The organism is Vibrio algivorus (assembly GCF_030161215.1).
Classification (GTDB): Bacteria; Pseudomonadota; Gammaproteobacteria; order Enterobacterales; family Vibrionaceae; genus Vibrio; species Vibrio algivorus.
The window spans coordinates 68,307-93,327 of record NZ_BSPV01000009.1 but is presented as its reverse complement, the minus strand read 5'-3'; the positions used below and the strand labels follow the sequence as shown (position 1 = coordinate 93,327).

General features: G+C 39.9%; 24 protein-coding genes and 1 other RNA gene. 8 read left to right on the top strand and 17 right to left on the bottom strand.

Annotation, left to right across the window (positions count from 1 at the left end):
- Nucleotides 1-4: 4 nt before the first annotated feature.
- Complete coding sequence (bamE, locus tag QQJ93_RS12795) at nt 5-367, top strand: outer membrane protein assembly factor BamE (RefSeq protein ID WP_089123444.1); 363 nt, start codon at nt 5-7, stop codon at nt 365-367.
- A gap of 274 nt (nt 368-641) precedes the next feature.
- Here bamE and QQJ93_RS12790 read toward each other — a convergent pair whose 3' ends face one another.
- Together QQJ93_RS12790 and QQJ93_RS12785 are read right to left on the bottom strand one after the other, a co-directional pair.
- On the bottom strand, nt 642-968 hold the full coding sequence (locus tag QQJ93_RS12790) for an RnfH family protein (protein ID WP_089123445.1): 327 nt from the start codon (nt 966-968) through the stop codon (nt 642-644).
- A gap of 29 nt (nt 969-997) precedes the next feature.
- Nucleotides 998-1,432, bottom strand: coding sequence for an SRPBCC family protein (locus QQJ93_RS12785; protein ID WP_089123446.1), 435 nt, complete (start codon nt 1,430-1,432; stop codon nt 998-1,000).
- Nucleotides 1,433-1,545: 113 nt separating this feature from the next.
- Between QQJ93_RS12785 and smpB the strand changes: the two genes are divergently transcribed.
- The 3 genes from smpB to QQJ93_RS12770 all read left to right on the top strand — a co-directional run bounded on the left by smpB (nt 1,546) and on the right by QQJ93_RS12770 (nt 4,431).
- Nucleotides 1,546-2,031, top strand: a complete 486-nt coding sequence (smpB, locus tag QQJ93_RS12780) for an SsrA-binding protein SmpB (RefSeq protein ID WP_027696831.1) — start codon at nt 1,546-1,548, stop codon at nt 2,029-2,031.
- Between the two features lie 188 nt (nt 2,032-2,219).
- Nucleotides 2,220-2,586, top strand: a transfer-messenger RNA (tmRNA) gene (ssrA, locus tag QQJ93_RS12775).
- Nucleotides 2,587-2,688: 102 nt separating this feature from the next.
- Nucleotides 2,689-4,431, top strand: coding sequence for a site-specific integrase (locus QQJ93_RS12770; RefSeq protein ID WP_284186101.1), 1,743 nt, complete (start codon nt 2,689-2,691; stop codon nt 4,429-4,431).
- Nucleotides 4,432-4,717: 286 nt separating this feature from the next.
- Here QQJ93_RS12770 and QQJ93_RS12765 read toward each other — a convergent pair whose 3' ends face one another.
- The 6 genes from QQJ93_RS12765 to QQJ93_RS16460 form a co-directional block, all read right to left on the bottom strand.
- Nucleotides 4,718-5,632: a hypothetical protein gene (locus QQJ93_RS12765; protein ID WP_089123448.1), complete on the bottom strand. Its 915-nt coding sequence runs from the start codon at nt 5,630-5,632 to the stop codon at nt 4,718-4,720.
- The gene (locus QQJ93_RS12760) at nt 5,629-6,165 is read right to left on the bottom strand and encodes an RNase H family protein (protein ID WP_160117487.1); all 537 of its coding nucleotides are present in this window, start codon (nt 6,163-6,165) and stop codon (nt 5,629-5,631) included. Before QQJ93_RS12760 ends, QQJ93_RS12765 begins: the two co-directional genes overlap by 4 nt.
- A gap of 38 nt (nt 6,166-6,203) precedes the next feature.
- The gene (locus QQJ93_RS12755) at nt 6,204-6,719 is read right to left on the bottom strand and encodes a hypothetical protein (RefSeq protein WP_089123450.1); all 516 of its coding nucleotides are present in this window, start codon (nt 6,717-6,719) and stop codon (nt 6,204-6,206) included.
- A gap of 424 nt (nt 6,720-7,143) precedes the next feature.
- Nucleotides 7,144-7,719: a recombinase family protein gene (locus QQJ93_RS12750; protein ID WP_089123451.1), complete on the bottom strand. Its 576-nt coding sequence runs from the start codon at nt 7,717-7,719 to the stop codon at nt 7,144-7,146.
- Between the two features lie 538 nt (nt 7,720-8,257).
- Nucleotides 8,258-9,340 carry a hypothetical protein gene (locus tag QQJ93_RS12745; protein ID WP_145981756.1) on the bottom strand — a complete coding sequence of 361 codons (1,083 nt, stop codon included), beginning with the start codon at nt 9,338-9,340 and terminating at the stop codon, nt 8,258-8,260.
- On the bottom strand, nt 9,318-9,599 hold the full coding sequence (locus QQJ93_RS16460; protein ID WP_089123453.1) for a helix-turn-helix domain-containing protein: 282 nt from the start codon (nt 9,597-9,599) through the stop codon (nt 9,318-9,320). The genes QQJ93_RS12745 and QQJ93_RS16460 overlap by 23 nt, the downstream gene beginning before the upstream one ends.
- Nucleotides 9,600-9,659: 60 nt before the next feature.
- Between QQJ93_RS16460 and QQJ93_RS12740 the strand changes: the two genes are divergently transcribed.
- On the top strand, nt 9,660-10,760 hold the full coding sequence (locus tag QQJ93_RS12740; RefSeq protein ID WP_089123454.1) for a DNA cytosine methyltransferase: 1,101 nt from the start codon (nt 9,660-9,662) through the stop codon (nt 10,758-10,760).
- 225 nt (nt 10,761-10,985) lie between these two features.
- On the opposite strand, the gene QQJ93_RS12735 is transcribed toward QQJ93_RS12740, so the two are convergent.
- Both QQJ93_RS12735 and QQJ93_RS12730 read right to left on the bottom strand, forming a co-directional pair.
- Complete coding sequence (locus QQJ93_RS12735) at nt 10,986-11,393, bottom strand: hypothetical protein (RefSeq protein ID WP_089123455.1); 408 nt, start codon at nt 11,391-11,393, stop codon at nt 10,986-10,988.
- A 403-nt stretch (nt 11,394-11,796) separates the two neighbouring features.
- Nucleotides 11,797-12,651, bottom strand: coding sequence for a PA4780 family RIO1-like protein kinase (locus QQJ93_RS12730; RefSeq protein ID WP_089123456.1), 855 nt, complete (start codon nt 12,649-12,651; stop codon nt 11,797-11,799).
- Nucleotides 12,652-12,926: 275 nt separating this feature from the next.
- On the opposite strand from QQJ93_RS12730, the gene ahpC reads away from it, so the two are divergent.
- Both ahpC and ahpF read left to right on the top strand, forming a co-directional pair.
- Nucleotides 12,927-13,484 carry an alkyl hydroperoxide reductase subunit C gene (gene ahpC / locus QQJ93_RS12725; RefSeq protein WP_089123457.1) on the top strand — a complete coding sequence of 186 codons (558 nt, stop codon included), beginning with the start codon at nt 12,927-12,929 and terminating at the stop codon, nt 13,482-13,484.
- A gap of 195 nt (nt 13,485-13,679) precedes the next feature.
- Nucleotides 13,680-15,248 carry an alkyl hydroperoxide reductase subunit F gene (ahpF, locus tag QQJ93_RS12720; RefSeq protein WP_089123458.1) on the top strand — a complete coding sequence of 523 codons (1,569 nt, stop codon included), beginning with the start codon at nt 13,680-13,682 and terminating at the stop codon, nt 15,246-15,248.
- Nucleotides 15,249-15,388: 140 nt separating this feature from the next.
- On the opposite strand, the gene QQJ93_RS12715 is transcribed toward ahpF, so the two are convergent.
- The 3 genes from QQJ93_RS12715 to QQJ93_RS12705 form a co-directional block, all read right to left on the bottom strand.
- On the bottom strand, nt 15,389-17,155 hold the full coding sequence (locus QQJ93_RS12715; protein WP_089123459.1) for a SulP family inorganic anion transporter: 1,767 nt from the start codon (nt 17,153-17,155) through the stop codon (nt 15,389-15,391).
- A 302-nt stretch (nt 17,156-17,457) separates the two neighbouring features.
- The gene (locus tag QQJ93_RS12710) at nt 17,458-18,129 is read right to left on the bottom strand and encodes a 2OG-Fe(II) oxygenase (protein WP_089123460.1); all 672 of its coding nucleotides are present in this window, start codon (nt 18,127-18,129) and stop codon (nt 17,458-17,460) included.
- A gap of 118 nt (nt 18,130-18,247) precedes the next feature.
- Complete coding sequence (locus QQJ93_RS12705) at nt 18,248-18,988, bottom strand: aspartate/glutamate racemase family protein (RefSeq protein WP_089123461.1); 741 nt, start codon at nt 18,986-18,988, stop codon at nt 18,248-18,250.
- Nucleotides 18,989-19,326: 338 nt separating this feature from the next.
- Here QQJ93_RS12705 and QQJ93_RS12700 point away from each other — a divergent pair, with 338 nt between their 5' ends.
- Nucleotides 19,327-20,781, top strand: a complete 1,455-nt coding sequence (locus tag QQJ93_RS12700; protein ID WP_089123462.1) for an NCS1 family nucleobase:cation symporter-1 — start codon at nt 19,327-19,329, stop codon at nt 20,779-20,781.
- A gap of 367 nt (nt 20,782-21,148) precedes the next feature.
- On the opposite strand, the gene cyoE is transcribed toward QQJ93_RS12700, so the two are convergent.
- From cyoE to cyoB, 4 genes are read right to left on the bottom strand one after another with little or no spacing between them, the layout of a single operon-like run.
- On the bottom strand, nt 21,149-22,018 hold the full coding sequence (cyoE, locus tag QQJ93_RS12695; RefSeq protein WP_431313598.1) for a heme o synthase: 870 nt from the start codon (nt 22,016-22,018) through the stop codon (nt 21,149-21,151).
- Nucleotides 22,019-22,026: 8 nt separating this feature from the next.
- Entirely contained in the window at nt 22,027-22,353 is a 327-nt protein-coding gene (gene cyoD / locus QQJ93_RS12690; RefSeq protein WP_089123464.1) for a cytochrome o ubiquinol oxidase subunit IV, read from the bottom strand.
- A complete protein-coding gene (gene cyoC / locus QQJ93_RS12685) occupies nt 22,353-22,964 on the bottom strand; it encodes a cytochrome o ubiquinol oxidase subunit III (RefSeq protein ID WP_244943723.1) in 612 nt (203 codons plus the stop codon). The genes cyoD and cyoC overlap by 1 nt, the downstream gene beginning before the upstream one ends.
- Nucleotides 22,954-25,002 (bottom strand): cytochrome o ubiquinol oxidase subunit I, encoded by a 2,049-nt coding sequence (cyoB, locus tag QQJ93_RS12680; protein ID WP_089123617.1) that lies wholly within the window; start codon nt 25,000-25,002, stop codon nt 22,954-22,956. The genes cyoC and cyoB overlap by 11 nt, the downstream gene beginning before the upstream one ends.
- Nucleotides 25,003-25,021 lie beyond the last annotated feature (19 nt).

The window sequence follows — 25,021 nt, the reverse complement described above, 5'->3', positions numbered from 1 at the left end:
CACTATGCATTTTAAAAAGTGGATACTCATTATCCCTTTCGCTTTAACGATATTATCCGGCTGTAGCGTACTTGAACGCTTAGTTTATCGCATCGATATTGCTCAAGGTAACTATATAGAGCAACCAGATGTCGATAAACTTCGTATTGGCATGACTAAAGAACAAGTTCAATTTGTTCTAGGCTCTCCAATGTTAGTTGAAAATGGTTACCCTGATACTTGGTACTACATTTACCACTTTACTCACGGGCATGACGATTCTGTTCAGAAAAACTTTATTGTGAAATTTAGCCCTCAAACTCAAGCATTAACTGAAGCTTCAGGTGATTTTGAGTTAAGCCCAGATTTCAACACTCCGTTAAACTAATAACGAATTGCCCATATATCCGAAATGGCCTATCAACTGAATTCTGCTCATTCACTAAGTATACCCAAGTGATTTCAAGATGCAGAATTCAGAGCTATCCCCCAAACCTTTAGGCAAGACAAATGGAATATGATCATAGTGATTCTATCTCTATTCAATTTAACGCGGCATAAAGCTTGTTTTATTCTTGCTGAAACTCGCATCTTGACGTTACTTGGCTATATACCATTTATTGCTGTAAAAAATCGAATAGACTTCGCTTAAATTCAATAATTTAAGCTTTCTTCTTGGCTAGTTCTGCTTTTGCTTGCTCAGCTCTCTTACGGCGAATCTCTTTTGGATCAGCCAATAAAGGTCGGTAAATTTCGATGCGATCTTTATCGCGCACTGTCGAATCTAATTTTACATTTCGACTAAATACACCAACTTTATTCTTTGCTAAATCTATCTCTGGATAATTAGCCAAAACGCCAGACTGTTCAATAATCTCCTGAACAGTTAAGTCTTCTGATACCGCAAGTTCAAACACTTTTTGCTCATTCGGCAGCGCATATACCACTTCAACATGGATCAGTGAATTAGCACTTGTTTGCTCTGTCATTGTTTGTTACCTGTATGAAAATTTACCAATCAATTGTTGTATTTCTGCTTTGCACGTTGTGTAAAAGAGTTCACCATATTATTAGTGAGTTCATTGAAAACTTTACCAAACGCCATTTCAATCAACTTGTTAGTAAACTCAAACGACAAGCTAAACTCAATTTTACAAGCAAAGTCATCTAATGGAGTAAACCTCCAAAATCCAGTCAAGGACTTGAAAGGGCCATCCACCAACTCCAAATCAATCCTACGGCCAGGTTCCATTGTGTTGGAGGTGATAAAAGTTTTTTTAATTCCAGCTTTTGAAACATCAACCGAGGCAACCAAAGCACCATCAGTTGACTCAATCAGTTTGGACCCCGAACATCCTGGTAAAAATTCAGGATACTTTTCAATATCATTGACCAAATCATACATTTGTTGAGCACTAAACGAGACTAATGCTGAACGATTAACCTGAGGCATACTTCTTCCTAATTTGAGCCATGAAGCAAATTCTCGAAAATAAACAAAATATTACCAAGAATTAGAACAAAAGGATTCGCCAAAATAAAAGCAATCCGTATAATGAGGCCATTATGGCAAAGAAAAAATCAAAATCAAAAGCCGGTAGTAATACTATCGCTCTTAACAAGCAAGCTCGACACGAATATTTCGTCGATGATGAAATAGAAGTTGGTCTTGAGCTGCAAGGTTGGGAAGTTAAATCTTTACGTCAAGGTAAAGCCAATATCGCAGAAAGTTACGTCTTTCTTCGCGACGGTGAGGCATTTCTAAGTGGTGCATCAATCATACCACTTCAACAAGCTTCAACTCACATAGTTGCTAATCCAACTCGTGTTCGTAAATTATTACTTAACCGCCGTGAATTAGATAACCTATTTGGCCGTGTAAACCGAGAAGGCATGACATTGATAGCCCTCTCTCTTTATTGGTCAAAATCTTGGGTGAAAATGAAAATCGGAGTTGCTAAAGGTAAGAAACTTCACGATAAACGTGATGATAAAAAGAACCAAGATTGGCAGCGCGATAAAGCTCGAATTATGAAGAGCAGCTTACGCTAACATTCCGTTTTTAATTAACAAATATTAAGTGAGTTAATGTTAACCACTTAAACGCAAGTCGCTAGACTCTTAAAAGTTTTATGTTACTATGCGTTTGAAGTATCCATTATCACTAAACTTGATAAAGATACAAAGCGTGAAAGCGCTAGTTTGACATTTTGATGAGTAGTTCAAAATCAAACAACCTTGGGGCTGATTCAGGATTCGACGGGAATTTGTAAGTCTGAGGTGCATGTCGTGGGGCGGTTGGCCACGTTAAAAGCCGCAAAAAAATAGTCGCAAACGACGAAAACTACGCACTAGCAGCTTAATAACCTGCTGAGAGCCTTTCTGCCCTAGCTTCCGTTTGTAAGACGGGGAATAACAGAGAGTCAAAACCAAACAAACTCGTGTGGCGTCTCCCGCCTGAGAGACAAAGCATTAAAAATAATTCAGGATAGCCATCAACTAGCGTGTCGGTTCGCAGGTCGGTGGTGAAATTAAAGATCGACTAAGCATGTAGTACCAATGATGGATGATTTTCGGACGCGGGTTCAAATCCCGCCAGCTCCACCAATTCTATGTAAGCCGCTGTTTTTACAGCGGTTTTTCTTTTATGTGAAACAGAAAAATCACAATGGGGTACAAAACTGTTCTACAATGGACGGAGATAAGCCCTTGCACATCACTCAAAGAGAAACTGGAACGTGGTATTTCCAAAGACGCATTCCAACTGTTTCTCAGCCTTTTTATGACGGGAAGAAATTCTTCAAACGCTCATTGAAAACAAAAGAGAAGTCGCAAGCCAAACTTTTAGCTCGCCAGCTTTCTGCTGAGTTAGACATTGAGTTTAGCCGACACAAAACTCTAGCCCTTGAAGACAGCTTTAAAAAATCACCGTCCACCAGCACAGAGTTTGACTACTACGAAGCCCAAGCTCGTCAGAAGCAAATTGAAGCTATCGGTTTACAAGCCGCAGAGAATGCTATTGCCTTTCAGAAGCAGCACTTATCTCCTTTTGGTGATGAAGCTCTGAAAAGGATGCAACATGACGCATTTAACGCAAACATTGACAGCCATATCGAATTAGCTGAACAAATTATCAATGGTGGTCTATCTGCCTATCAGCTGGCTCAAAAGCGTCAATGGAAAGCGTTCGAAGCAAATATGTCGAACAGTCAATTTGAACAATTCAAGACCTATTCGCCTGAAGATCAAAGCCGTTTGTATCTTGAGTTTGTGAAAGGGCTACGCAATTACCAACCAGAAGTTAATAAATCAATTTCCAACCCATTAGACTGCATTGATTTGCCTGAACTTGACTGGGAGTCAACTGCTGGATTACCAGAGCAATCAACACAAAAAGCTCAATACGCGTCTAAGAACACTTTGTCTCATTGTATTGATAAGTATCTCGAAGCTCGTCAATTAGATGACATCAATGAGAAAACATTCAAACGCTATGAATCACGCATGAAATTACTGCTTGAAGTGATTGGTGATCGCCCTATTGACACTCTAAATCGTCAAGATGCCTTAACGTTTAAATCTACGCTTCTGGCTATGCCTGCAAATATCAACAAGAAAAAAGAATTCAAAGGCTTGTCGATTCAAGATGTCATTGCTTTACAGCCCGAACCAATGTCTAAGACAACTGCCAATGACACCTTGACTGATATTCATAGCTTTTTCGAATGGTGTGTTGTCAATGAATATGCTGCAAAAAATTCATTCAAAGACCTTAAGGTTAGAGTGAAGAAAAAAGACTCTGAAAGTCGGTCAATCTTTGAAACTGCCGACTTACAAGCATTGTTCTCTCAGGATATTTATCAAGCGGTAAAACCTAAACATGCACACTATTACTGGCTACCGCTACTAGGATTGTACACTGGCGCTCGCATGAATGAGCTATGCCAACTTTATATCGATGACATCAAGAAAGACAGTGAGAGCGGTATTTGGACAATAACCATTACCGATCAAAGAGAAGACCAAAAATTAAAAAATGTCAGCTCAAGGCGAACAATTCCAGTTCACAGTCAGCTAATCAAACTTGGCTTTATTGACTACGTGTCTGAACTTAATCATGAGCGCCTATTCCCTGAACTTAAAAACCAGCGTGATGGTTATCAACAAGCTGCATCTAAGTGGTTTGCCCGTTATCGAGACAAAATATTACCTCAAGCCAAGGCTGAGAGTAAAACATTCCACTCATTCAGGCACACGGTAGCCAACCACTTAAAGCAATGTGGTCTGAAAAAATCGCCCGTTGCTGCTATTTTAGGTCATGGTGAAACCAGTGAAACATTCGGTCGCTACGGTAAAGCCTATGTAATGGATGTTCTACAGCCTGTAATTGAGCACCTTGAGTTTGATATTAAGGTTACTACTTGGAAAAATTTGGCTGACACGATGGAGTGATACACCAAGCAAAACCTGCTTTTCAATAATTAACAACACCTGCTTTTAACGCCTCTCAGCCCTTATGTAGCAAAGGTTCTTTCCTGAGAGGTGTACAGTTAGCTATCTCACTGTCCACCCGTGTACACCCTGAGAAATATTGCCAATCCACCAGCCTATATTGAGCAACTAACTGCAAGCATAAAGACTGAATGCCTTGAGCCAAGCACCACTTCTCAATAAATAAAAACAGGAGAGCTGTCCCCAGCTAGTAACATTAAGTCACTAGCTGGAGCAATTCATCTACTTAGAATTCTTCTCCCATACAGAACATTTCAACCTCCTGAGCTTTCTTTTTGTCATACTCACGAGCAACACTGATACCTGCTGCTGATTTTAATTTTGGTGTCTTAGTCAGCACATACCTAAGCAGTTCAATATCATGCTTCCCTAGCCATGACTGAAAAGATACCAAAGCATTTTGCCTAATGCGCTTTTCATCCATATCATCTTCATTCATTTGAATATCTTCATTAAATAAATTAATAGCCCTAGCCCATTGACCAGCACTAGGAATGCCTAGCGTTTTACAAGACGTTCCACTCATTAATAACTCGCTCTTAATTGTCTCACTAAGAAAACTGATTGCTTCCTCAACCTTTCCGTCATCCATAAATTGCTGAATAACATTCTGAAACGGCAGACACCATTCAAGACACTTTTGAATTGAAGACCCGCTGGTGGGAGAAGATAAGTTAAATTCCCTTGCTAACTCACGAACTGAACCAATAGGCTTATTCTCCAAGATGTGCTGTCTTAACTGAATGTGCCTCAATGCTTCAGGTAGAACAGGTAGCCCATGTTCAACATTCATGTTTTGTGCAAAGAAGAATGCTTCACGTTGCGTTATTTCGCCAAAACACTTAGCTTGAATAAGATAGCTGGTCTTATGTTTCTTTGAGTTGAACTTCAAGGCTGTTGTGACTCGTAAATGCCCATCAAGCACAACTCGTTTCCCCTCTACAATCGCTGTAATGATCGGCTGTTCGAATTTCTTGCCTAACTTTAAGGCATCTGTCAGCCTATCCTTCATGCCTTTACGTTCAAGGTTACGGGCGCAGAGATCATGTGGTCGGCTTACAGCTTCAGCACTACGAGTTGTGTATAGGTCGTTTAAATCTAACTCGAAGACATCAACGTCAATTAAATCAAATTGCTTCATAGTTCTTCCTCTAACAAAGGCGATTCAACCTCTAATCCCTTAGCTGCATTCGTTGCTAAGCGGTCTGCATGCTCATTACCAACAATGCCACAATGCGATTTAACGTGTTTCACAGTGACGCCTTTGCGTTGAGGTTTCAGTTCATCTATTACCAACCACAAATCTAGATTTTCAGGTGTCTTTTTATCAGACTTTTTCCAACCTTGTTTTTTCCACCCGTCTAACCACTTGTTATACGAATCAACAACCATTTTGCTATCACTGAAAATAGTGTCTCCAGCCTTTGATAAATGTAAGCCAAGGGCAAATGCCATCATTTCCATCTTTACATTTGTTACCTTTTTATCACTGACAGTCTTGCCATATTCTTCTAGTACATTTTGCTGGTGGTCATAAATTACCACTCCATAGCCACCTTTTGTGCAAGAGCCTTGGTTGTTTGGTGCAGACCCGTCACAGTAAATAGAACGTGAGAGCGGTGTAGTATTAGCGATTTCAGATTGAGCGAGAGTGTTGTTTGATTTTGTATTCATTGTCATATTCTTTAATTGGTTAAAATATTTGTTTAAGTTCATGCTTGCTGTTTAATAAGCGGTAATTCCCGAGATTCACAACTACCTACAGGACTAAAGCCAAAGCTATCAGCGGTAATGTCATCATCATTTGCTGCTAGCTGTACTAGTTGAATAGCTTTAGGTTTCAAAGCTAGACCGTAAGTGATGATATTCATGCGTTTTCCTTTTTCCCGTATAGATTCATGTAAGGTATAAGCCCACGCCTCAAAGCTCACAGCGATTTGTGAGCCACACTGGATAGACGGAATATTGCAGCCCAAGTGATTTCCTTTTGCATCAAACAGAATCGGTCTGGGTAGAACTATTTCGTTATTCAATGCGAATGCTTTTTGCTTAAAGCGGATAACCACCTCTCCTTTTTCGCCTTCAGTGTAGACAGGCAGAATCTCTCCAGCTTTGCCTTGAGATTCAGCGTAGCTTTCTAGGTAGTCTTGAAGTTTGGCAATAAGCGCCTGTGTATTTGGGGAATGTGAATCTAGGATTATGTCGGTCTTGTACTCGCCATCTTTCATGTACTTCGTGTCAGGCTTGTTCAAGTATGGGTGGCGTGCAATGCCAATAGGAGTGGTAAATTTTAAACGTGTTTGTGTTTCTTTTCTTATCGTTGATTTCCTTGTGTTAGTTTCGAGATTGTCAGTAGTAAAAAATTGGTTTTATTGTGTGCCTGTTACTGTGTCATTCTTCAAGTTTTCATTTGCTTCCCTCCAGATATAGAAAAGCCCCGAATTATCGAGGCTGTGGTTTTACTGCATGATAGTTATGAGAGCGTTAATTCAGACACAATAACCACTAATGACTTTGTGATTACTCGGTAGAAAAAATGCTGAAAATAAAATGAATGATATTAGTTGTTCAAATAGGTGTACTTATTCTAATTATTTAACAGAAACATCAATTAATACAGTAAGTTACATAACGCCAATTGACATTATTAGTCTAATCTCGATTGTTTTCCTTGATGTATCTGTAGAGTGTCGCTATGCCAACACCTGCTGCTTTTGCTGCTTTCTCTTTACTCATTTTGTTGTCTTCAATATATCTCAAGGCTTCTTTGCACTTCTTGATTGTCTCAGGGGATTGCTGCTTGCCTTTATACTTGCCCTCAGCTTTAGCTCGCTCAATGCCAATACGCTGCTTGTCTAGCATTTCGTCTCGCTGCATTTCTGCGACCGCTGCAAGAGTTGTCATTACTAGCTTGCCCATTGAACTTGTTACATCAATTCCACCTAAATCATCTACGACAATGTGAACGCCTTTGTTCTTCATATCTTCAACCAAGCCAATGACACCTGAAGTAGTGCGCCCAAGACGGCTGATAGACAACACGATAATGGTATCGCCTTGCTTAACCTCAGCTAAAACTTCATTAAGCACAGGGCGGTCTGTAGATTTACCTGATAGCTGTTCTGTGTAGACCTCTGCGTCTGAATATTTAGACAGCAAATAGTCTGCTTGTTGCTTTACATTCTGGTCTGTAGTGGAAGTACGAGCATAGATGAATCGAGTAGACATTAAGTTAACCTCTATCGTTTAAGTGGTCTTATGATAAATCTATCTTTTAAGTTGCGTCAAGGCTATTTGATAGGTAATTATCATTTGATCATTGAACCATAATCTTATGATAGAGTTGTCTGATAGTTTGATAGATGGAATCCTAAGGGTGCAAAACGCCACCTTAGGAATGGTTGGCTGATAGTCGACCCCAAGTTGGGGCTGACCTAGGCACATGCAGTCAACTTACAGCCAGCTCAATGACAGACAGAACGTTACGCCTAGCAGATACCGTATAGACAAAAAAATCTTAAGGAAGACTTTTGATTCTTTCTGAGCAACCTAGAGCTGGTGGCTATGGGGGAATTGGCTGAAATAAATATATATAAATAGGGTTTCAAATTTTTTTCAGTTTTACTTTGAGGTTTTAATTTTAGTTTATCTTATTTAACTCTTTATTTATAAATTTTGGTGAAATACACAGCTAAAAACTCAAACGCTCTCTACACATGTTAATGGACCTCATGCTATCGCAATCACTATGTTAGGCGGCACTCAATTACTTAAATATTAAATTCCAGCCTTCTTTTGTGGAAATAGGGCGATCTATATGAGTTATAAATTGGACTAACTTGGATGTGACTCGCTCAATTGCATCATTATCTAATAATGAAACAATGGTAAGAATGAATTGCTTTAAATCAACAAAATTAAATGTTTTACCTTTGTAAGAGCATACACCATCGTGATAACCATTTAATGTAGCTACATCTTCTGGCAGCCTACAAATAAAGTGAACACTTTTACCCGACATATTCATAGCAGAGAGCGCCTGCAAACTATCATCTAAACGCTTATGGTCAACTTTTTTAACCGTCACTTCATATAAATTGTATGAATTATTGTCTAACTCCAGCCAAATATCTGCAGGTTTTTTCGACGTTGTGTTCGTTCCAAATACACTGTCACTACCACCAACAACTGAAACTTGACTAGTGCTGAAACATTCTTCCAACAACAAGGAGATCACCAGTTGGGGAATAGTACCACTCTCAGGGTAGCTATAAGTGAACTCAGATAGTTTATGTGAAAATTCTTGGTGAGCAATTTTTTCATTCTCGGGAGCTGCAATGACAATAGAACGTACATTATCTGCATATTGGTAAAGGCGGTAGAAAAAGAACTCAATCAATAAATCTTTAATAGCAGGGTCTTTTTCACCTACTACTCTTTCCAAAAATGCTACAGCAGCCATTGCTGCCTTTTGAGGTCTTTTCCCCGTAGCCCATGCTTTATCTAGTGAATACTGATTCTTTGCTACATTCAATGGGTCAGACTTACCGCATGGTACTCGTCCTTCAAACGCATAAAAGATGCCCTGCTCAAATATAGAACGAGGGTTACAATCATAAAATTTCTCTAGTGGATTATAAGAAGTTGGATTTAAGTGCATCCCAGTTAATGCTGTTGCAACTACACCTCGAAAACCCATGGCCTTCACATTGATTAGATCGTTTAGTGTAGATGAGAGCGTTACATAATCACTAATCCCAACAAACATTTGCTCATTATGTCTTTGAGCATTGTCTAATTTAGATGTTATGTAATTCTTTGCTCGTTCATTCCTTTCCGTTGTGCTCATGTAGCTCCAATCCAAAAAAATCGACCACGAAATGTCTCAACTTTTCGTTATGCTGAACTCGATAGACTCTTAAGAGCTGCTTTAACTCAAAAATATCAACACGTCTTTCTGACATCTCAATCTTTGAAATTTCAGACTGAGTCATCCCAAGCTTTTGTGCAACTTCAAGCTGCGATAATCCCAGCCGCTTGCGTTCCTCACATAAGCACTGTATAAATAAACAGTAATCTTGATTGTAAATGGTCTTAGTTCTACTCATAACTTTTCGATTATGCTACCATTTACATAATATTCGAAAATCAAATATTTTGGAGGCATCATGCCAACTGCTATCTCATTATTTGCAGGTGCTGGTGGAATGGATGTTGGTGTGGTCAACGCTGGATTTACTGTTATCACAGCGTCTGAACTAGACCCACATGCATCAAATACATATCGTCATAATCATCCTGACACAATTCTAATTGAGGGTGATATTGATGAGGAGATTAACTTTGAGCAAATGGTATCTCACGAGAATATCGATCTTGTTGTAGGTGGGCCTCCATGCCAAGGTTTTTCTGTCGCTGGTAAGATGGATAAAGATGACCCTCGTTCAAAACTTGTCTTTTCATACTGCTCAGTTGTTGAAAGAGTTAATCCTAAAGCTTTTATTATGGAGAATGTAAAAGCATTAGGCTCACTAGCTAAATTTGAAGATGTTCGTAAAGAAATATTCAAACGAATGAACAAAGCTGGCTATAACGTTACAATGAACATTCTGAATGCAAAGGAATTTGGAGTACCTCAATCTCGCGAGCGAGTATTTTTCATAGGTACTAAAGTAGGTCTACCTACAATAGAAAAATCAGCGTTTGATAAATATAAAGCTGAAGCGATTTCACTAAGGGAAGCCATAGGGCCTTTAGGTCGAGCGGGTTCAGAAAAGAATCCTAATGTTACAAATGCAAAGATAACACTAGCAGCGAAGCCTATACTTAGAAAATCTCCATACGCTGGAATGTTATTCAACGGTCAAGGTAGACCTTTAAACCCAGATGCTTGGTCCAGTACATTACCTGCAAGCATGGGGGGTAATCGTACACCTATTATTGATGAAGACCATCTGTACGATAATAAAGAACCTTGGGTTGAAGAGCACCATCGCAACCTAATGGAAGGCAATTTCACACCTAAGTATGAACAAGCTCCATCTCGTCTTAGGCGACTGACCGTCGACGAAGCTGCAATTTTGCAAACATTTCCAGAAACTTACGAATTCTTAGGCCCACAATCAAAAGTATTTAGCCAAATTGGTAACGCCGTACCATGTAAACTAGCTGAGATAGTCGCACGGGTAGTTCTTGATAGCATCGAGTCAAGTTGCTTAACTAAAGAACCCCCTAAACAAGAAAATTTGGAACTAGACCTTGTAATTTAAGTAGCCACAAATAATTGAAACATTAGGAGGCAGTAGCCCTAAAATTGAATGGCAGGGAAACGTAAATATTCCACACATCTCTCTACCTGCTGCCATCCTAACCAATTAATCTATCTGATAGTGCATCAAAATACACTGGTAGGAAAAATGATTTAAATCTGACTAGCAGATGGCTATGGGGAAATGAGCTGAAATAATATATATAAATAAGGTCTCAGATTTTTTTCAGTAAAAAGTTCTGCGGTTCATGAGTTTGTCGTAAAACTCACTAATCTTATAAACAGAAAACATCACAGTGCATTGCTCTCCGTTTGTTCTTCCTTCTAGGTGCATCTGAAGACCATTCCCCCTAGTTCCTCCTGTTCCTAACTTGAAACCTCGTGGGATAAAATATGTTTTAGAGTTAGCACCACACAAAGGACAAATGGAATAATGCTGCTCTAATTTATCCTTAATAGCGTATTTACTCAGGGCGATTTGCTGAACTTTATTGGTAATGGTCTTCAAATCATTATTCAAAGAAAAACCCGTATCACACACGAATTCCTCTAGCATAACTTTGAGTTCTTCATCTAAAGTGTCAGATACAATATCTCTGTGCTTAATATACAGTTCATCAAAATCAGTAATCATTATTCAGCTCCCCTAAGCATTCAGAGAATGAAGCTATCACAATCATAACCACTTGAAAATATGGTTAAATTTTTTAAGTATCTTTCAAAACCTGCACAAACCATTTGTTATATCAATTAATCCAAACTATTGATATGGGATACACAAAAAGGTAACATCACAGAAAACACAAACAACAACTCCATTTAAAAACAGTAACTTACTGGATGCTAGCTTGACTTTCAAAAGAGTCCCGCCAGCTCCACCAATCGATTGGAAAGGCCGCTAAGTTTTAAAGCTTAGCGGCCTTTTTGATTTTTGTAATTTAAAAAGTAGAATCAAATTCGCTGGCGGGATTTGAACCCGCGTCTACCTTTCTTTTATAGCAATCACATTAATTAGCTGATCATTCTTGCGATTGATATTAGTCTTGTTCCGATTCGTTCGTTCTCAATTCACGAGTTTCTGCTTCCAACCTTGCGGCATCAATTTCATCTAGAATGGATTCTACATCGGCTAATTCATCTGACTCGACAAACAATCCTGTCAATTTAGTCTCGGGAAATAATTCACCTGCTTGATACAACTGCCACATTTCTTTGGCGTATTCCGTCTGCTCTAGTTCTGGTACATATTGGCTATAGTAACTACGCATGTTATTGACATCACGGGCAAACATCCACTCCGCGTTATTGTTAGCTGAGGCATTGACTGCTTGGGGTAAATCAATGATCACAGGACCATATTCATCCACCAGCACATTAAATTCAGATAAATCTCCGTGAATGATCCCTACACATAACATACGCTTGATATACTCGATCATTTCATCATGATCTTCTGACGCTTGTTCAGAAGACATAGAAACATCATTTAAACGCGGTGCGACAAAGCCTTCTTCGTCGGTAATGAGTTCCATAAGTAACACGCCATCCACTACCCCGTAAGGTTCTGGCACTCTTACTCCGGCAGCTTTCAAGGCATATAGTGCGTCAACTTCAGCACTATGCCAAACAGCCTCTTGTTCACCACGACCAAACTTCGAGCCTTTCTCCATGGCTCGAGCACGGCGACTATTTTTAACTTTGCGCCCTTCTCTATATTGCACTGCTTGCTTAAAGCTACGTTGATTAACTTCTTTATAGACTTTGGCACAACGAATTTCATCACCACAACGCACAATATAGACTGACGCTTCTTTACCACTCATAAGTTGGCTAACTACGTCATCAATGACGCCATCTTCAACCAAAGATTGCATTTGTTTAGGTATTTTCATTACTGAGGGGGGACTACTTATAGAAAAAGAAGGTATGTGGTTAGCTTATCTCATTTATGGTTAATTAGATATTATTGCTGTCATTAAGCGATCTTCTATCACTCTCACTCGTTAATAGAATTCACCTATCAATACAATAAGAACAATCTATTTTTCAAAACACTCAAACAATGTGAATATACTTCCCGTAAGCAAGAAACGAGGCGCAATAAAGTATTGCCCATTTAGATTTCAGCAAGATTTTAAAATTTTCAATAAAAGGGAAAGACAATATTATGATTAACACTCAAATCAAACCATTCAACGCAACAGCATTCAAAAACGGCGAGTTTGTTGAGGTTTCAGAAAAAGACGTACTAGGTAAGTGGGCAGTATTTTTCTTCTACCCAGCAGACTTTACGTTTGTATGTCCAACAGAATTAGGCGACCTTGCTGATCACTACGAAGAACTACAAAAACGTGGTGTAGAAGTTTACTCAGTATCAACTGATACACACTTCACTCACAAAGCATGGCACGATAGCTCTGACACTATCGGTAAGATTAACTACTACATGCTAGGTGACCAAACAGGTAACATCACGAATAACTTCGGTGTAATGCGTGAAGGTCAAGGCCTTGCAGACCGTGCAACTTTCCTAATCGATCCTGAAGGTACAATCCAAGCGATGGAAATTACCGCAGAAGGTATCGGCCGTGATGCAGAGGACCTACTTCGTAAGGTAAAAGCCGCTCAGTACGTTGCAGCTCACCCAGGTGAAGTATGCCCAGCAAAATGGAAAGAAGGCGAAGAAACACTAGCACCTTCTTTAGACCTAGTAGGCAAAATTTAATTAGTCCTATTAATAGGTAGCAATAAACAGTCGGTAGTTCCCCGCTACTGACTGGTAATTAGAGAGCTGGTCGGCAATATTACTTCTGACGACCTATGTTGCTGACTGGCTCTCTCCCTAACTCATTTAGTTTTATCCAGAGTAACCACTCTCATTTTAAAAGAACTCTAATTTTAAGAAGTAAGGTGTCATAGCATGCTTGAACAAGCGATCAAAAAACAATTAGAACAGTATTTAGCCAATGTTAAACATGATATCCAATTAGTGGTTAGCCTAGATGAAAGCAAAGCTGCGCAGGATATTCTTTCTCTTGCTAATGAAATTGCAGAGCTAAGCTCATTTATTACCGTAGTACGCGATGATGCAGCTAGCGATCGTAAACCTGTAATGTCTGTGGTTAATCCAGAAAAAGGCACACAGTTACGTTTTGCTGGCCTACCAATGGGGCATGAATTTACTTCTTTGGTTCTTGCATTACTGCACTCTGGTGGCCACCCAATCAAGTTAGAAAACGAAACTATTGAGCAAATTAGTCACCTGGATAAAAATCTTGATGTGGAAATTTTCATTTCTTTGTCATGCCAAAATTGTCCAGATGTAGTTCAAGCATTTAATATGATGTCGGCTATTAATCCTAATATCCGCACAACTATGATCGATGGTGCGCTTTTCCAAGATGAAGTAAAAAATCGCGATATCATGGCTGTGCCTAGCGTATTTGTGAACGGCGAACTCTTTGGTCAAGGCCGTATGACTCTAAATGAAATTTTAGCCAAAGTAGATGACGGCGCCGCAGAAAAAGCTGCTGCAAGTTTAAATGAAAAAGATCCGTACGACGTATTAGTAGTTGGTGGAGGGCCTGGTGGTAGTGCAGCCGCACTTTACGCCGCTCGTAAAGGCATTCGTACTGGTGTGGTAGCTAAACGCTTTGGTGGTCAGGTCATGGATACCATGGCAATTGAAAACTTTATTTCAGTGAAACGTACTGAAGGCCCACGCTTAGCTTCTGACTTAGCAGAACACCTAAAAGAATACGATGTTGATGTGGTCACTGAACAACAAGCCGATAAAATCATGGGTAACGCTCATACTGACGATGGCTTAATTCATGTCAACCTTGAAAGTGGTGCGACACTAAAAAGTAAAAGTATCATCTTGAGCCCAGGTGCTCGCTGGCGTGAAATGAATGTTCCAGGTGAACAAGAATACCGTAACAAAGGTGTCGCTTACTGCCCACACTGTGATGGTCCATTGTTTAAAGGTAAGAGAACTGCAGTTATCGGTGGTGGTAACTCAGGGATTGAAGCGGCGATTGATCTAGCAGGTATTGTTGAGCATGTAACGGTATTGGAATTTGCTGATGTGCTACGCGCAGACCAAGTTCTTATTAACAAAGCGAACTCACTGCCTAACATCGATATTATTACCATGGCACAAACCACAGAAGTGATCGGTGATGGCAAACGTGTAACTAGCTTAAAATACAAAGACCGTAACACTGATGAAATCAAAGACATTGAACTGGCCGGTATCTTCGTACAAATTGGTTTAGTACCAAATACTGAATGGCTAAAAGATAGTGACGTGAAACTTTCAGAGCGTGGCGAAATCATTGTCAATGATCGTGGTGAAACCAGCATGCCAGGTGTGTTTGCTGCTGGGGATGCAACTACTGTCCCTTACAAGCAAATCATCATTGCAATGGGTGATGGTGCCAAAGCAAGCTTAAGTGCCTTTGATTATCTTATTCGCCAAGATGGTTAATATTAAGTAATTATCATTTCATACAAAAAACTAGCTCATCATGAGCTAGTTTTTTATTGAATATATCCAAATAACTTAATACTAATTCCAACAAGTAATTTCTCATTTGCTTATTGGAGTTGGTATAAGCATAACTAACTCTACACTTCCGCTTGAACATTTTCCCGTTCTTCAGAGAGCTTATCTTTCTTCACTTCTGGAATATATCCTTCATTCACCGCCTCTTGATAACAACCACTCATTTTTATCGCTAAGTACATATCAGCACGGATCCGAATACCATCTTCCCCTACTTTTACGCCACCTAAATCGCACCATTGCTTTAAGCGTCGTTTATGGCCAGCCAAAACTAGACGAATACCGCGTTTTTTTAAGATCGCTTGAATGTCGTTAATCATCGCCATTACAGTGAGATCCAAATGGGTAAAACTAGCCACCGCATCAATAATCACATACTTAACATCATTCGATCCCGCCTCGGCTACTTTGTGCAATAAACGACGTTTAAAATGTGCGGCATTGAAATAAGTCAGTGGAGAGTTAAAACGATAAATCACTAAACCAGGAATTGATTTTGCCTTACCTGATTTACCTAAACTTCTCACTGTACCTTTGGTATCTATACCCAACACTTGATCAGTTGGACGCATTACAATTCGCAAGAACTGGAATAAACCAAGCAATACCGCCAAGGTGATCCCTGGAATAACACCAATCACCAATACGGCAATAAAAGTAATACTAGATAAATAAAAAGCATCTTTATCACGCTTACGCAGTCCCCAAATCCCTTTCAAATCAATTAAAGAAATAGAAGCCACAATTAAGACGACACCTAATGCTGCCACTGGAATAAATTGCAAAGGTTGATAAGCAACCACCGCTACAATAGCAATAATAACAGCAGAAATAATCGAAACGAGCTGAGTCTTACCACCATTAGCATCATTCACCGCAGTTCGAGAACTGGTACCGCTGACCACAAAACCTTGAGAGAATGCCGAGGCAATGTTAATCATACCAAGCGCACGAAACTCTTTGTCGGCATCAATATCATAACCATTCTTGGCAGCAAAACTACGCGCAGTGAGCATCATACTCACAAAGCTCACCATGGCTAAGTTTAGCGCTGGCATCACAAGTTCACGACTTAAACCAATATCAAACTCAGGGGCTTGAAAAACAGGCAAACCGCCATCAACCATACCCACAACACCAACCCCAATCGATTGAAAATCACCGAGCCAAACAAAAAGACTCGCAATAATAATGGCAAGCATTGCTGCGGGCCAAGTTGGACGTAATTTTTTACAAGAGAGATAGATCCCAATAGTCAGCGCACTAACCAACAGTGTTTGCCAATGAATATTCACTAACTGTGCAGGGGCCTCCCATATCTGCTCAATGAGGTATGGTTGGTTATAGGTAATACCAAAAACTTTAAAAAACTGACCAACTATAATGGTAATCGAGACGCCATTTAATAAGCCTAATAAGATTGGACCCGAGAGAAAATCAGCAAAGACACCCAACTTAAACTTACTGGCAATTAAACACCATACGCCTGTCATAGCTGTCATTGTAATAACGAGTTGCCAATGCTTTACCGCATCACCAGCAGCAAGTGGCGTGACAACAGCTGCAATCACAGCGCAAGTTGCCGTATCAGGGCCGACAATAAGTTGACGAGAAGTTCCCATGAAGGCATAGACCAACATAGGTAATACGCAAGAATACAAACCAACTATCGCACTTACTCCAGTTAATTCGGCATAAGCAATAGCAACAGGTAAGGCAACCGCTACTACAGAAAGCGAGGCTCGAAGATCATCACCAAGCCAAGCTTTGTCATAGCTTTTAAATTGAGATAAGCCGGGAAGCCACTCTTCAATCCATGCAACTTTCAATTCTAGCTCCCCTTCTATAATTCACTTTCTAATCGTTTATCTTATACACCCAAGTAACTTCAAGATGCTAGTTTCAGCAAAATTAAAACAAGCTTCATCCAAGCCTTTACACTGCGTCAGATTAGTTTGAAGGTGATTACATTCCTATAGGATCTTTCTTGTTTAAAGACTTAGATGATAGCTCTGAATTCTGCACCTTGAAGTCACTTGGATATAATCATATTAGAAAATAACGGTATCATGGAAATATTTCTTTATAAAAATAAATCACTTAACATTAAAACAAAGCCGAAAAGCTTGAATCAACGAGGCGGGTCGACTCTATTAATGCCTGAACCATTTACTCGAAACCAGCCAGCTATTGAATAGCGGTCACGGGTAGCCGGTAAGACTTCATGGGGGAAATCTTCACTTAGAAATAGTACAATCGTACCAAAGCTTGGCGTCACTCGAACTAATTCATCTCGCGTATCATCTTGATAGATAACCAACTCGCCTTGATCTTCTTTCGTCCAATCCGGATTCAAATACACTACAAGGCTGAGGATACGGTTAGATTCACCTTTAAAGGCATCTTTGTGAGTTTTATAAAAATCACCCGGCGAATAATGCGCAAAGTGACTTTCAAAGGAAAATAAACCTAAAAATAGGTGTCGATTTAAATAGTGTTGTAATTCATCGGCCCAAGCAAGCCATGCTTTTCCTGCCAAGCTTTCGCCATTAATCCAACATACTTCATCTTTACGTACAAACTGGTTGAGCATCAGATTATCTTCACGCCCAATACCGGCCCGCTTAAAATTGCCATCAGACATACTGTGTACATGTTGATGCAATTGATTTAATAGATCAGTAGGAAGTGCATTTGGGTGAATACTGTAACCTTGGTGAGCAATATTTTCGGCAATCGCATCAAATAGTGATTCATCAACTTGAGGTAAATGAATCACATCTTCAGTCAAAACAACGTTCATTTTTATCCTAAAAAAATATACGCTGCCTCTCTTTTCTAAGGGGAATATAGAAAAAACTAAAGAGGTCAGGACGGCGGATTGTAGTGTGTGTTTTCTGTTGAAGCGAGTTATTTTTGTCTCATTCTCTTAACTTCGACCAATGAGCATATCGTCCACTGAAATGTTTTTGTGGCGGCTCACTATAAATAAACGATTTCGAGGTTTTTAAATTTAAGCAATACAGCGATTCCAAAAGCTTAACTGCTGCCACCACACCATCAATGACAGGGATAGAAAGCTCCAATTGCAATCGCTCTGCAATATCAGACATACCGGCACAACCAAGCACGATGGCTTCGCAGTGATCTTCTTCTATTGCTTTGAGACACTCTTGTTTTAAATCAATAAATAAAGAATCTGAAATCGTTTCCAGACTGAGTACCTCGACCTCAGCAGCACGGATCGAAACGCATTGGTGTGCAAAGCCATATTTTGCTAATAAGTGCTCTGCCATTGGAATAGTTCTTGATAATGTCGTCACAATTGAAAAACGATGGCTGACTAAACTGGCAAAATGAAACGCTGCTTGGGCAATACCAATAACCGGGGCTAAGGCGATTTCTTTTGCAGCATCGCACCCAGGATCGCCAAAACACGCAATAATATGACCATCAACTTGACGCGCTTCCCCTTCTGCGATGACATCCAACAACGCAGCAGATGCCAATACTTCATCTCTCATGCATTCAATGCTTTCAGGGCCATGTAAAGGTGAACAAGCCATGATCTCCGTTCCTGGGTTAGCAACCGATAAAGCACTGGTGGCAATTTTATCAGTCATCGCAAGGCATGTATTTGGGTTAATGACATTTATTTTCATACTAATCTCTCCTAAATAAGAAAACATTCAATGCAAATGTCACGCCAAAACATAAACGCCCAAAACAAAAGAAACCATTAATTGTATACAACATTGGTTGCACAAGAATAAACCAGAATACGCACCACCAAATAGCACGACCTCATAAACATCACAAAACAGCCCAGATCTAGCGCCCTTTTCGTACAACCAATCACTTTTTTTTCCCTAACAAAACCACGGTCTTAATAAGACTTTTCTTTTCTTTACGTCTAAAAAATCAAATTGGCATACAAATTGTATTCAAAAATAGAGATATAGAAATACAAATTCTGGACGATAAAATTAAAGGACTCACTATGAATGAACAAAAGTTTGCTATCAGCAATAAATTAGCAAATGAAGATCTTATCCCAACCAAAGATAAAAGCTGGGGTTGGTATAGTATCTTCGCTTTTTGGATGTCAGATATTCACTCTGTCGGTGGCTACGTGGTAGCAGCTTCACTATTTGCGCTAGGGTTAACGGCATGGCAGGTATTAATTTGTTTAACTGTCGGAATTTTAATTGTTTTATTGTTCGCGAATTTAATGGGCAAACCGGGACAAAAAGCCGGGATTCCCTTTCCTGTTGTTTGCCGAATGGCATTTGGCGTCAGTGGCGCGAATATTCCTGCGGTAATACGTGGCCTTATTGCTGTAGTTTGGTATGGCATTCAAACCTATCTCGCCTCAAGCTGTCTGATTGTAATGATCCTGTATTTCGCACCTCAATATGAACACTACACTACCGTATCTTTCTTGGGGCTATCTTACCTAGGTTGGTTTGCCTTTATCGCTATGTGGTTGATTCAAGCGGCGGTATTTATGTTTGGCATGGCAGCAATTAAAAAATTAGTCGATTGGTCTGGTCCTGCTATTTATTTAGCGATGATTTTGCTTACCGTCTGGATGGTTTATAAAGCGGGATGGGAAAACATTAATTTCAATTTAAGTGATAAGAAGCTAGCAGGCTCGGATGTGTTGATCCAAATGGCCATGGCCACCGCCATCATCGTAGGTTACTTTGCCGGCCCAACACTTAACTTTTCTGATTTTTCACGTTATTCCCCGTCCTATAAATCATTAAAACTAGGCAACCTACTTGGCCTTCCTATTAACTTCATCATCTTTTCAATTATTAGTGTGGTGATTGTAGCGGCTACCATCCCTGTTTTTGGTCAAATGATCACCGACCCAATTGAAACCGTGAAGCTTCTCGACAACGGCACTGTAATTATTTTAGGTTCATTCACCTTTATCCTTGCTACTGTTGGGATAAATATTGTTGCCAATTTTGTTGCTCCTGCATTTGATTTTTCCAATGTCTCACCACAACGCATCAGTTTTAAAGCTGGCGGGTTCATTGCGGCAATTGGCAGCGTGTTACTCACCCCTTGGAATTTATTCAGCAACCCTGAAGTGATTCACTATACCGTTGACATCCTTGCTGCGATGATAGGTCCTATCTATGGCATTGTATTGATTGATTTCTTCAAAGTTCGCAAGCAAGAAATTGATGTTGAGTCGCTCTACACCGAAGATCGTCGAGGTTCATATTGGTACTTTAACGGAATAAACCCTAAAGCAGTAAAAGCATTGATTCCCTCAACTATGCTTGCTTTAGCTTGCTCGTTTGTATTCACCGACTTAGCTAACTTCTCGTTATTTATTGGCGGTTTGACTGCGGCTGGCTGTTACTATTGGTTGATGAAAGGCCAAGCTATTGTGCCAGTGAATAGCAGCCAATACCAAGCATCGGTTATATCGAAATAATGAGTTTAAACTCGGGCTAATTGTAAATCTCTCAAAAAACAAACATAAAAAAACACCAAGCTGGGGAGGCTTGGTGTTTTTCATTTTTACTAGCTAACTTGGAGTTTAACTAGGTTTACACTGTAGATACATCGCTATTCCAATTGAAACATTCTAAAGCTTAATGCCTCAGTTCATTCCAGCGACGTTGCATTTAGTGCAAACATTTATCGTAAAGTAGATGCAAGGCAGCAAAGAAACAAAACATCTACAACACAACATCTTTTGTTACATTATGGACACATTAATGAAAAATAAAACTACCATTTTTGAAATATAAATTTACTGGAAACATCACTTTCAAAATTGGCATTTTTAGAAAAACAAACTACAAAACTGAGAGTGGTATTAACTCTAGACCTAATACTGAACTAAACGCCATCACTACAAGTAACGAAGTTTTAAATACAGATTTAGACCATTGAATGTAATTTGATTCATCCATACTTCTAAAGGTTACCTTTGACCATGCAAAACAAGATAATGCCGCCACCGCTAAATATTCATAACCGGTATGTCCGAAAGTATATAAGCCAAAAGCAACTAGAGAGAACGCAACCACGTATGCCATCATATGTTGACGAGCACGCTGAATCCCTTTCACCACAGGTAGTACTGGAATGCCAGCTTCTTCGTAGTCTTGCATTCTGAACATAGCAATTGCATACGAATGGGGCATTTGCCATAAACAAAACAAGCTAAACAACAATACTGCTTCAAAGCTGATGTAATTAGTCACGGCTAGATAGCCGACCAGAGGTGGAATCGCCCCCGATACACTGCCTACTAAAGTGCCATATACCGAGGTGCGCTTGTACCACATGGTGTAAAAGAACACGTAAAACACATAACCTAGTAACACCATCACTGCTGACAATGGGTTAGCCATTTTATAAAGTAACCCCGTACCTGCCAGTAACATTACTAAGGCGTAAAGAAAGGCGTGATCGACCTTGATTCCACCTTGCACCATGGTGCGATTTTGAGTACGTGACATTTTAAAATCGATATCGCGATCAAAAATGTTATTAATTACACAGCCAGATGCAATGACTAACGCCACACCTAACATAGTGAATAACAACAAACTCAATGTGACAGGCTCTGATTTAGCCGCTAAAAAATAGCCAGCTAAAACAGAGATTAAGTTGCCAACAATAATGCCGGGTTTGGTTATCGATAGGTATTCTTTTAACATCAGTAGACCTACATCATCATATTGTGGTTCAAGTTCCACATGATCCAGATCGAGCCTGCGATGACAATGAAGACAATCACGGCAGTAAACGCAAAAGAAAGCGCGTTAAATCGACCTTTCTCAGAGCTATCCATATGTAAGAAATACACCAGATGAACCAGCAATTGCAGCACTGCGGTAATGATCAAAATTTCAATGGTCGTCTCACGAGACAGCACCCCAGTATACGCAAAATAAAATGGAATGATGGTCAACACCAATGAAGCAATAAAGCCTATAATGTAACCTTTAGCGCCTGAATCTTGATGTTCTTTTGATACAGATGAATGAGACATTAGATCACCCCCAATAAGTACACGATAGTGAATACACAAATCCAAACGATATCTAAGAAGTGCCAGAATAGGCTTAAGCAATAAAACCGACCTTTCATTAAATCATTCAGACCTTTCGTGCTTAATTGGAAGTAACATACTGACAACCAAATTAAACCAAAAGTAACGTGTAGTCCGTGTGTACCGACTAAAGTAAAGAATGCCGATAAAAACGCACTACGCTGTGGTCCAAACCCTTCTGCAATCAAATGATGGAATTCATATACTTCCATCGCAATAAAGCCTAGACCAAGTAAAGCGGTGATTAACAACCAACGCTTTAAACCAGCAACATCTTCACGTTTCATCGCAATAATGCCAAAACCAAATGTGATACTACTTAAAAGCAGCAACATGGTTTCAACAAACACAAATGGTAATTCAAAAATATCTTTACCTGTTGGACCACCAGCCGTGGCATTAACAAGTACCGCATAAGTGGCAAATAACGAGCCAAATAAAATGCAATCACTCATTAGGTAAATCCAGAAGCCATATTGCTTCATTTCATTTGCGTCATGATGATCGTGATCATCATGATGACCATGCTCAACCGCAGTATTAGCGTGCATAATCAACCTCCATATCTTCATCATCCGCTGGTGTATTAGTTTGCTGAGCTTTTGCTTTACGAAGCTGCTCTTTATTAGCTTGTTCAATCGCTTTAATTTCTTCAACTGATACGTAGTAATCACGGTCTTCATTGAAGCTATGAACAATAGAAGTCACGATAATTCCAACGAAACCAACTGCGGCTAACCACCACATATACCAGATCATGGCAAAACCAAAGATCAGGGCAAAACCAGAAATATACATACCCGTTGCGGTATTTTTAGGCATATGAATTGGAGAATATTCTTCCTTCTCTGACAATGTAGCTTCCATGCCTGCTTCACCACGTTGCTTTTGATACCAGAAGGCATCAATTTCATCGCCTTTAGGAATTTTGGCAAAGTTATAAAATGGCGGAGGAGATGATGTCGACCACTCAAGAGTACGGGCATCCCACGGGTCACCAGTGAGATCGCGGTTTTGTTCACGGTCACGTACACTGACAATAAATTGAGTGGCTTGACACAAAACACCACAGAAAATGATGAAAGTACCAAATGCTGCCGTTGCTAGTAGTGGGAAGTATTCAGGGTCAATGTGCTGGCTCAAACGACGAGTCATACCCATAAAGCCAAGTGCATACAGTGGAATAAAGGCAAATAAGAAACCAATAATCCAACACCAAAATGCACGCTTACCCCAAGTTTCATTCAAAGTGAAACCTGTCGCTTTCGGGAACCAGTAAGTCACACCAGCAAAGCAACCAAATACCACACCGCCAATAATCACGTTATGGAAGTGAGCGATCAGGAATAAGCTGTTATGCAATACAAAATCTGCTCCCGGAACGGCCATCAATACCCCTGTCATACCACCAACGGTAAAGGTGATAAGAAAGCCAATTGTCCAAAGCATTGGAGAGGTAAACTCAACGCGGCCACGGTACATAGTAAATAACCAGTTGAAGATCTTAACTCCGGTTGGAATTGAGATAATCATGGTGGCAATACCAAAGAAGGCGTTTACATTCGCACCAGATCCCATAGTAAAGAAGTGATGCAGCCAAACTACAAAGGCCAAAATAGTGATCACGACCGTTGCCCACACCAACGAGGTATAACCAAACAATTTCTTACGAGAGAAAGTCGCCACCACTTCTGAATACACACCGAATATCGGTAGTACTAAGATGTAAACTTCTGGATGTCCCCATGCCCAAATAAGGTTGACGTACATCATCATGTTGCCACCCATATCATTAGTAAAGAAATGGGTACCGATGTAGCGATCAAGCGTTAATAACGCAATAGTCACAGTCAAAATAGGAAAAGAGATGATAATTAAAATGTTGGCGCACAATGAAGCCCAAGTGAACACAGGCATCTTCATCATAGGCATAGATGGTGTACGCATACGCATAATAGTGGTAAAGAAGTTTACCCCAGATAACGTGGTACCCACACCGGATATTTGTAGTGCCCAAATCCAGTAATCGACACCGGTTCCAGGACTCGCTTGAATGCCAGATAACGGTGGGTACGCTAACCAACCAGTACGGGCAAACTCACCTACCCCTAACGAAACGTTAGTTAATATCACACCCACAACGAACAACCAGAAACTCAAATTGTTCAAATATGGGAATGCCACATCACGAGCACCAATTTGTAGCGGCACAACAATGTTCATCAAACCAATGATAAGTGGCATAGCAACGAAGAAAATCATGATCACGCCGTGAGCACTAAAGATTTGGTCATAGTGCTCCGGTGGCAAATAGCCTGCATCTCCTGCTGAAGAAAGCAATTGCTGGCTACGCATCATTACTGCATCCGAGAAACCTCGAATCAACATAATTAATGCCACTGCAATATACATAAAACCAATTTTCTTATGATCGATAGAAGTGAACCATTCCGACCATAAATACTGCCATTTCCCGTAATAAGTAATAGCTGAAACTAACGCAAGTCCAACCAACGCGATAACGGCCAATGTCACCACAATAATGGGTTCATGGTATGGCACGCTGTCGAGGGAAAGTCTTCCAAATATACTTCCAAACATAGTATTT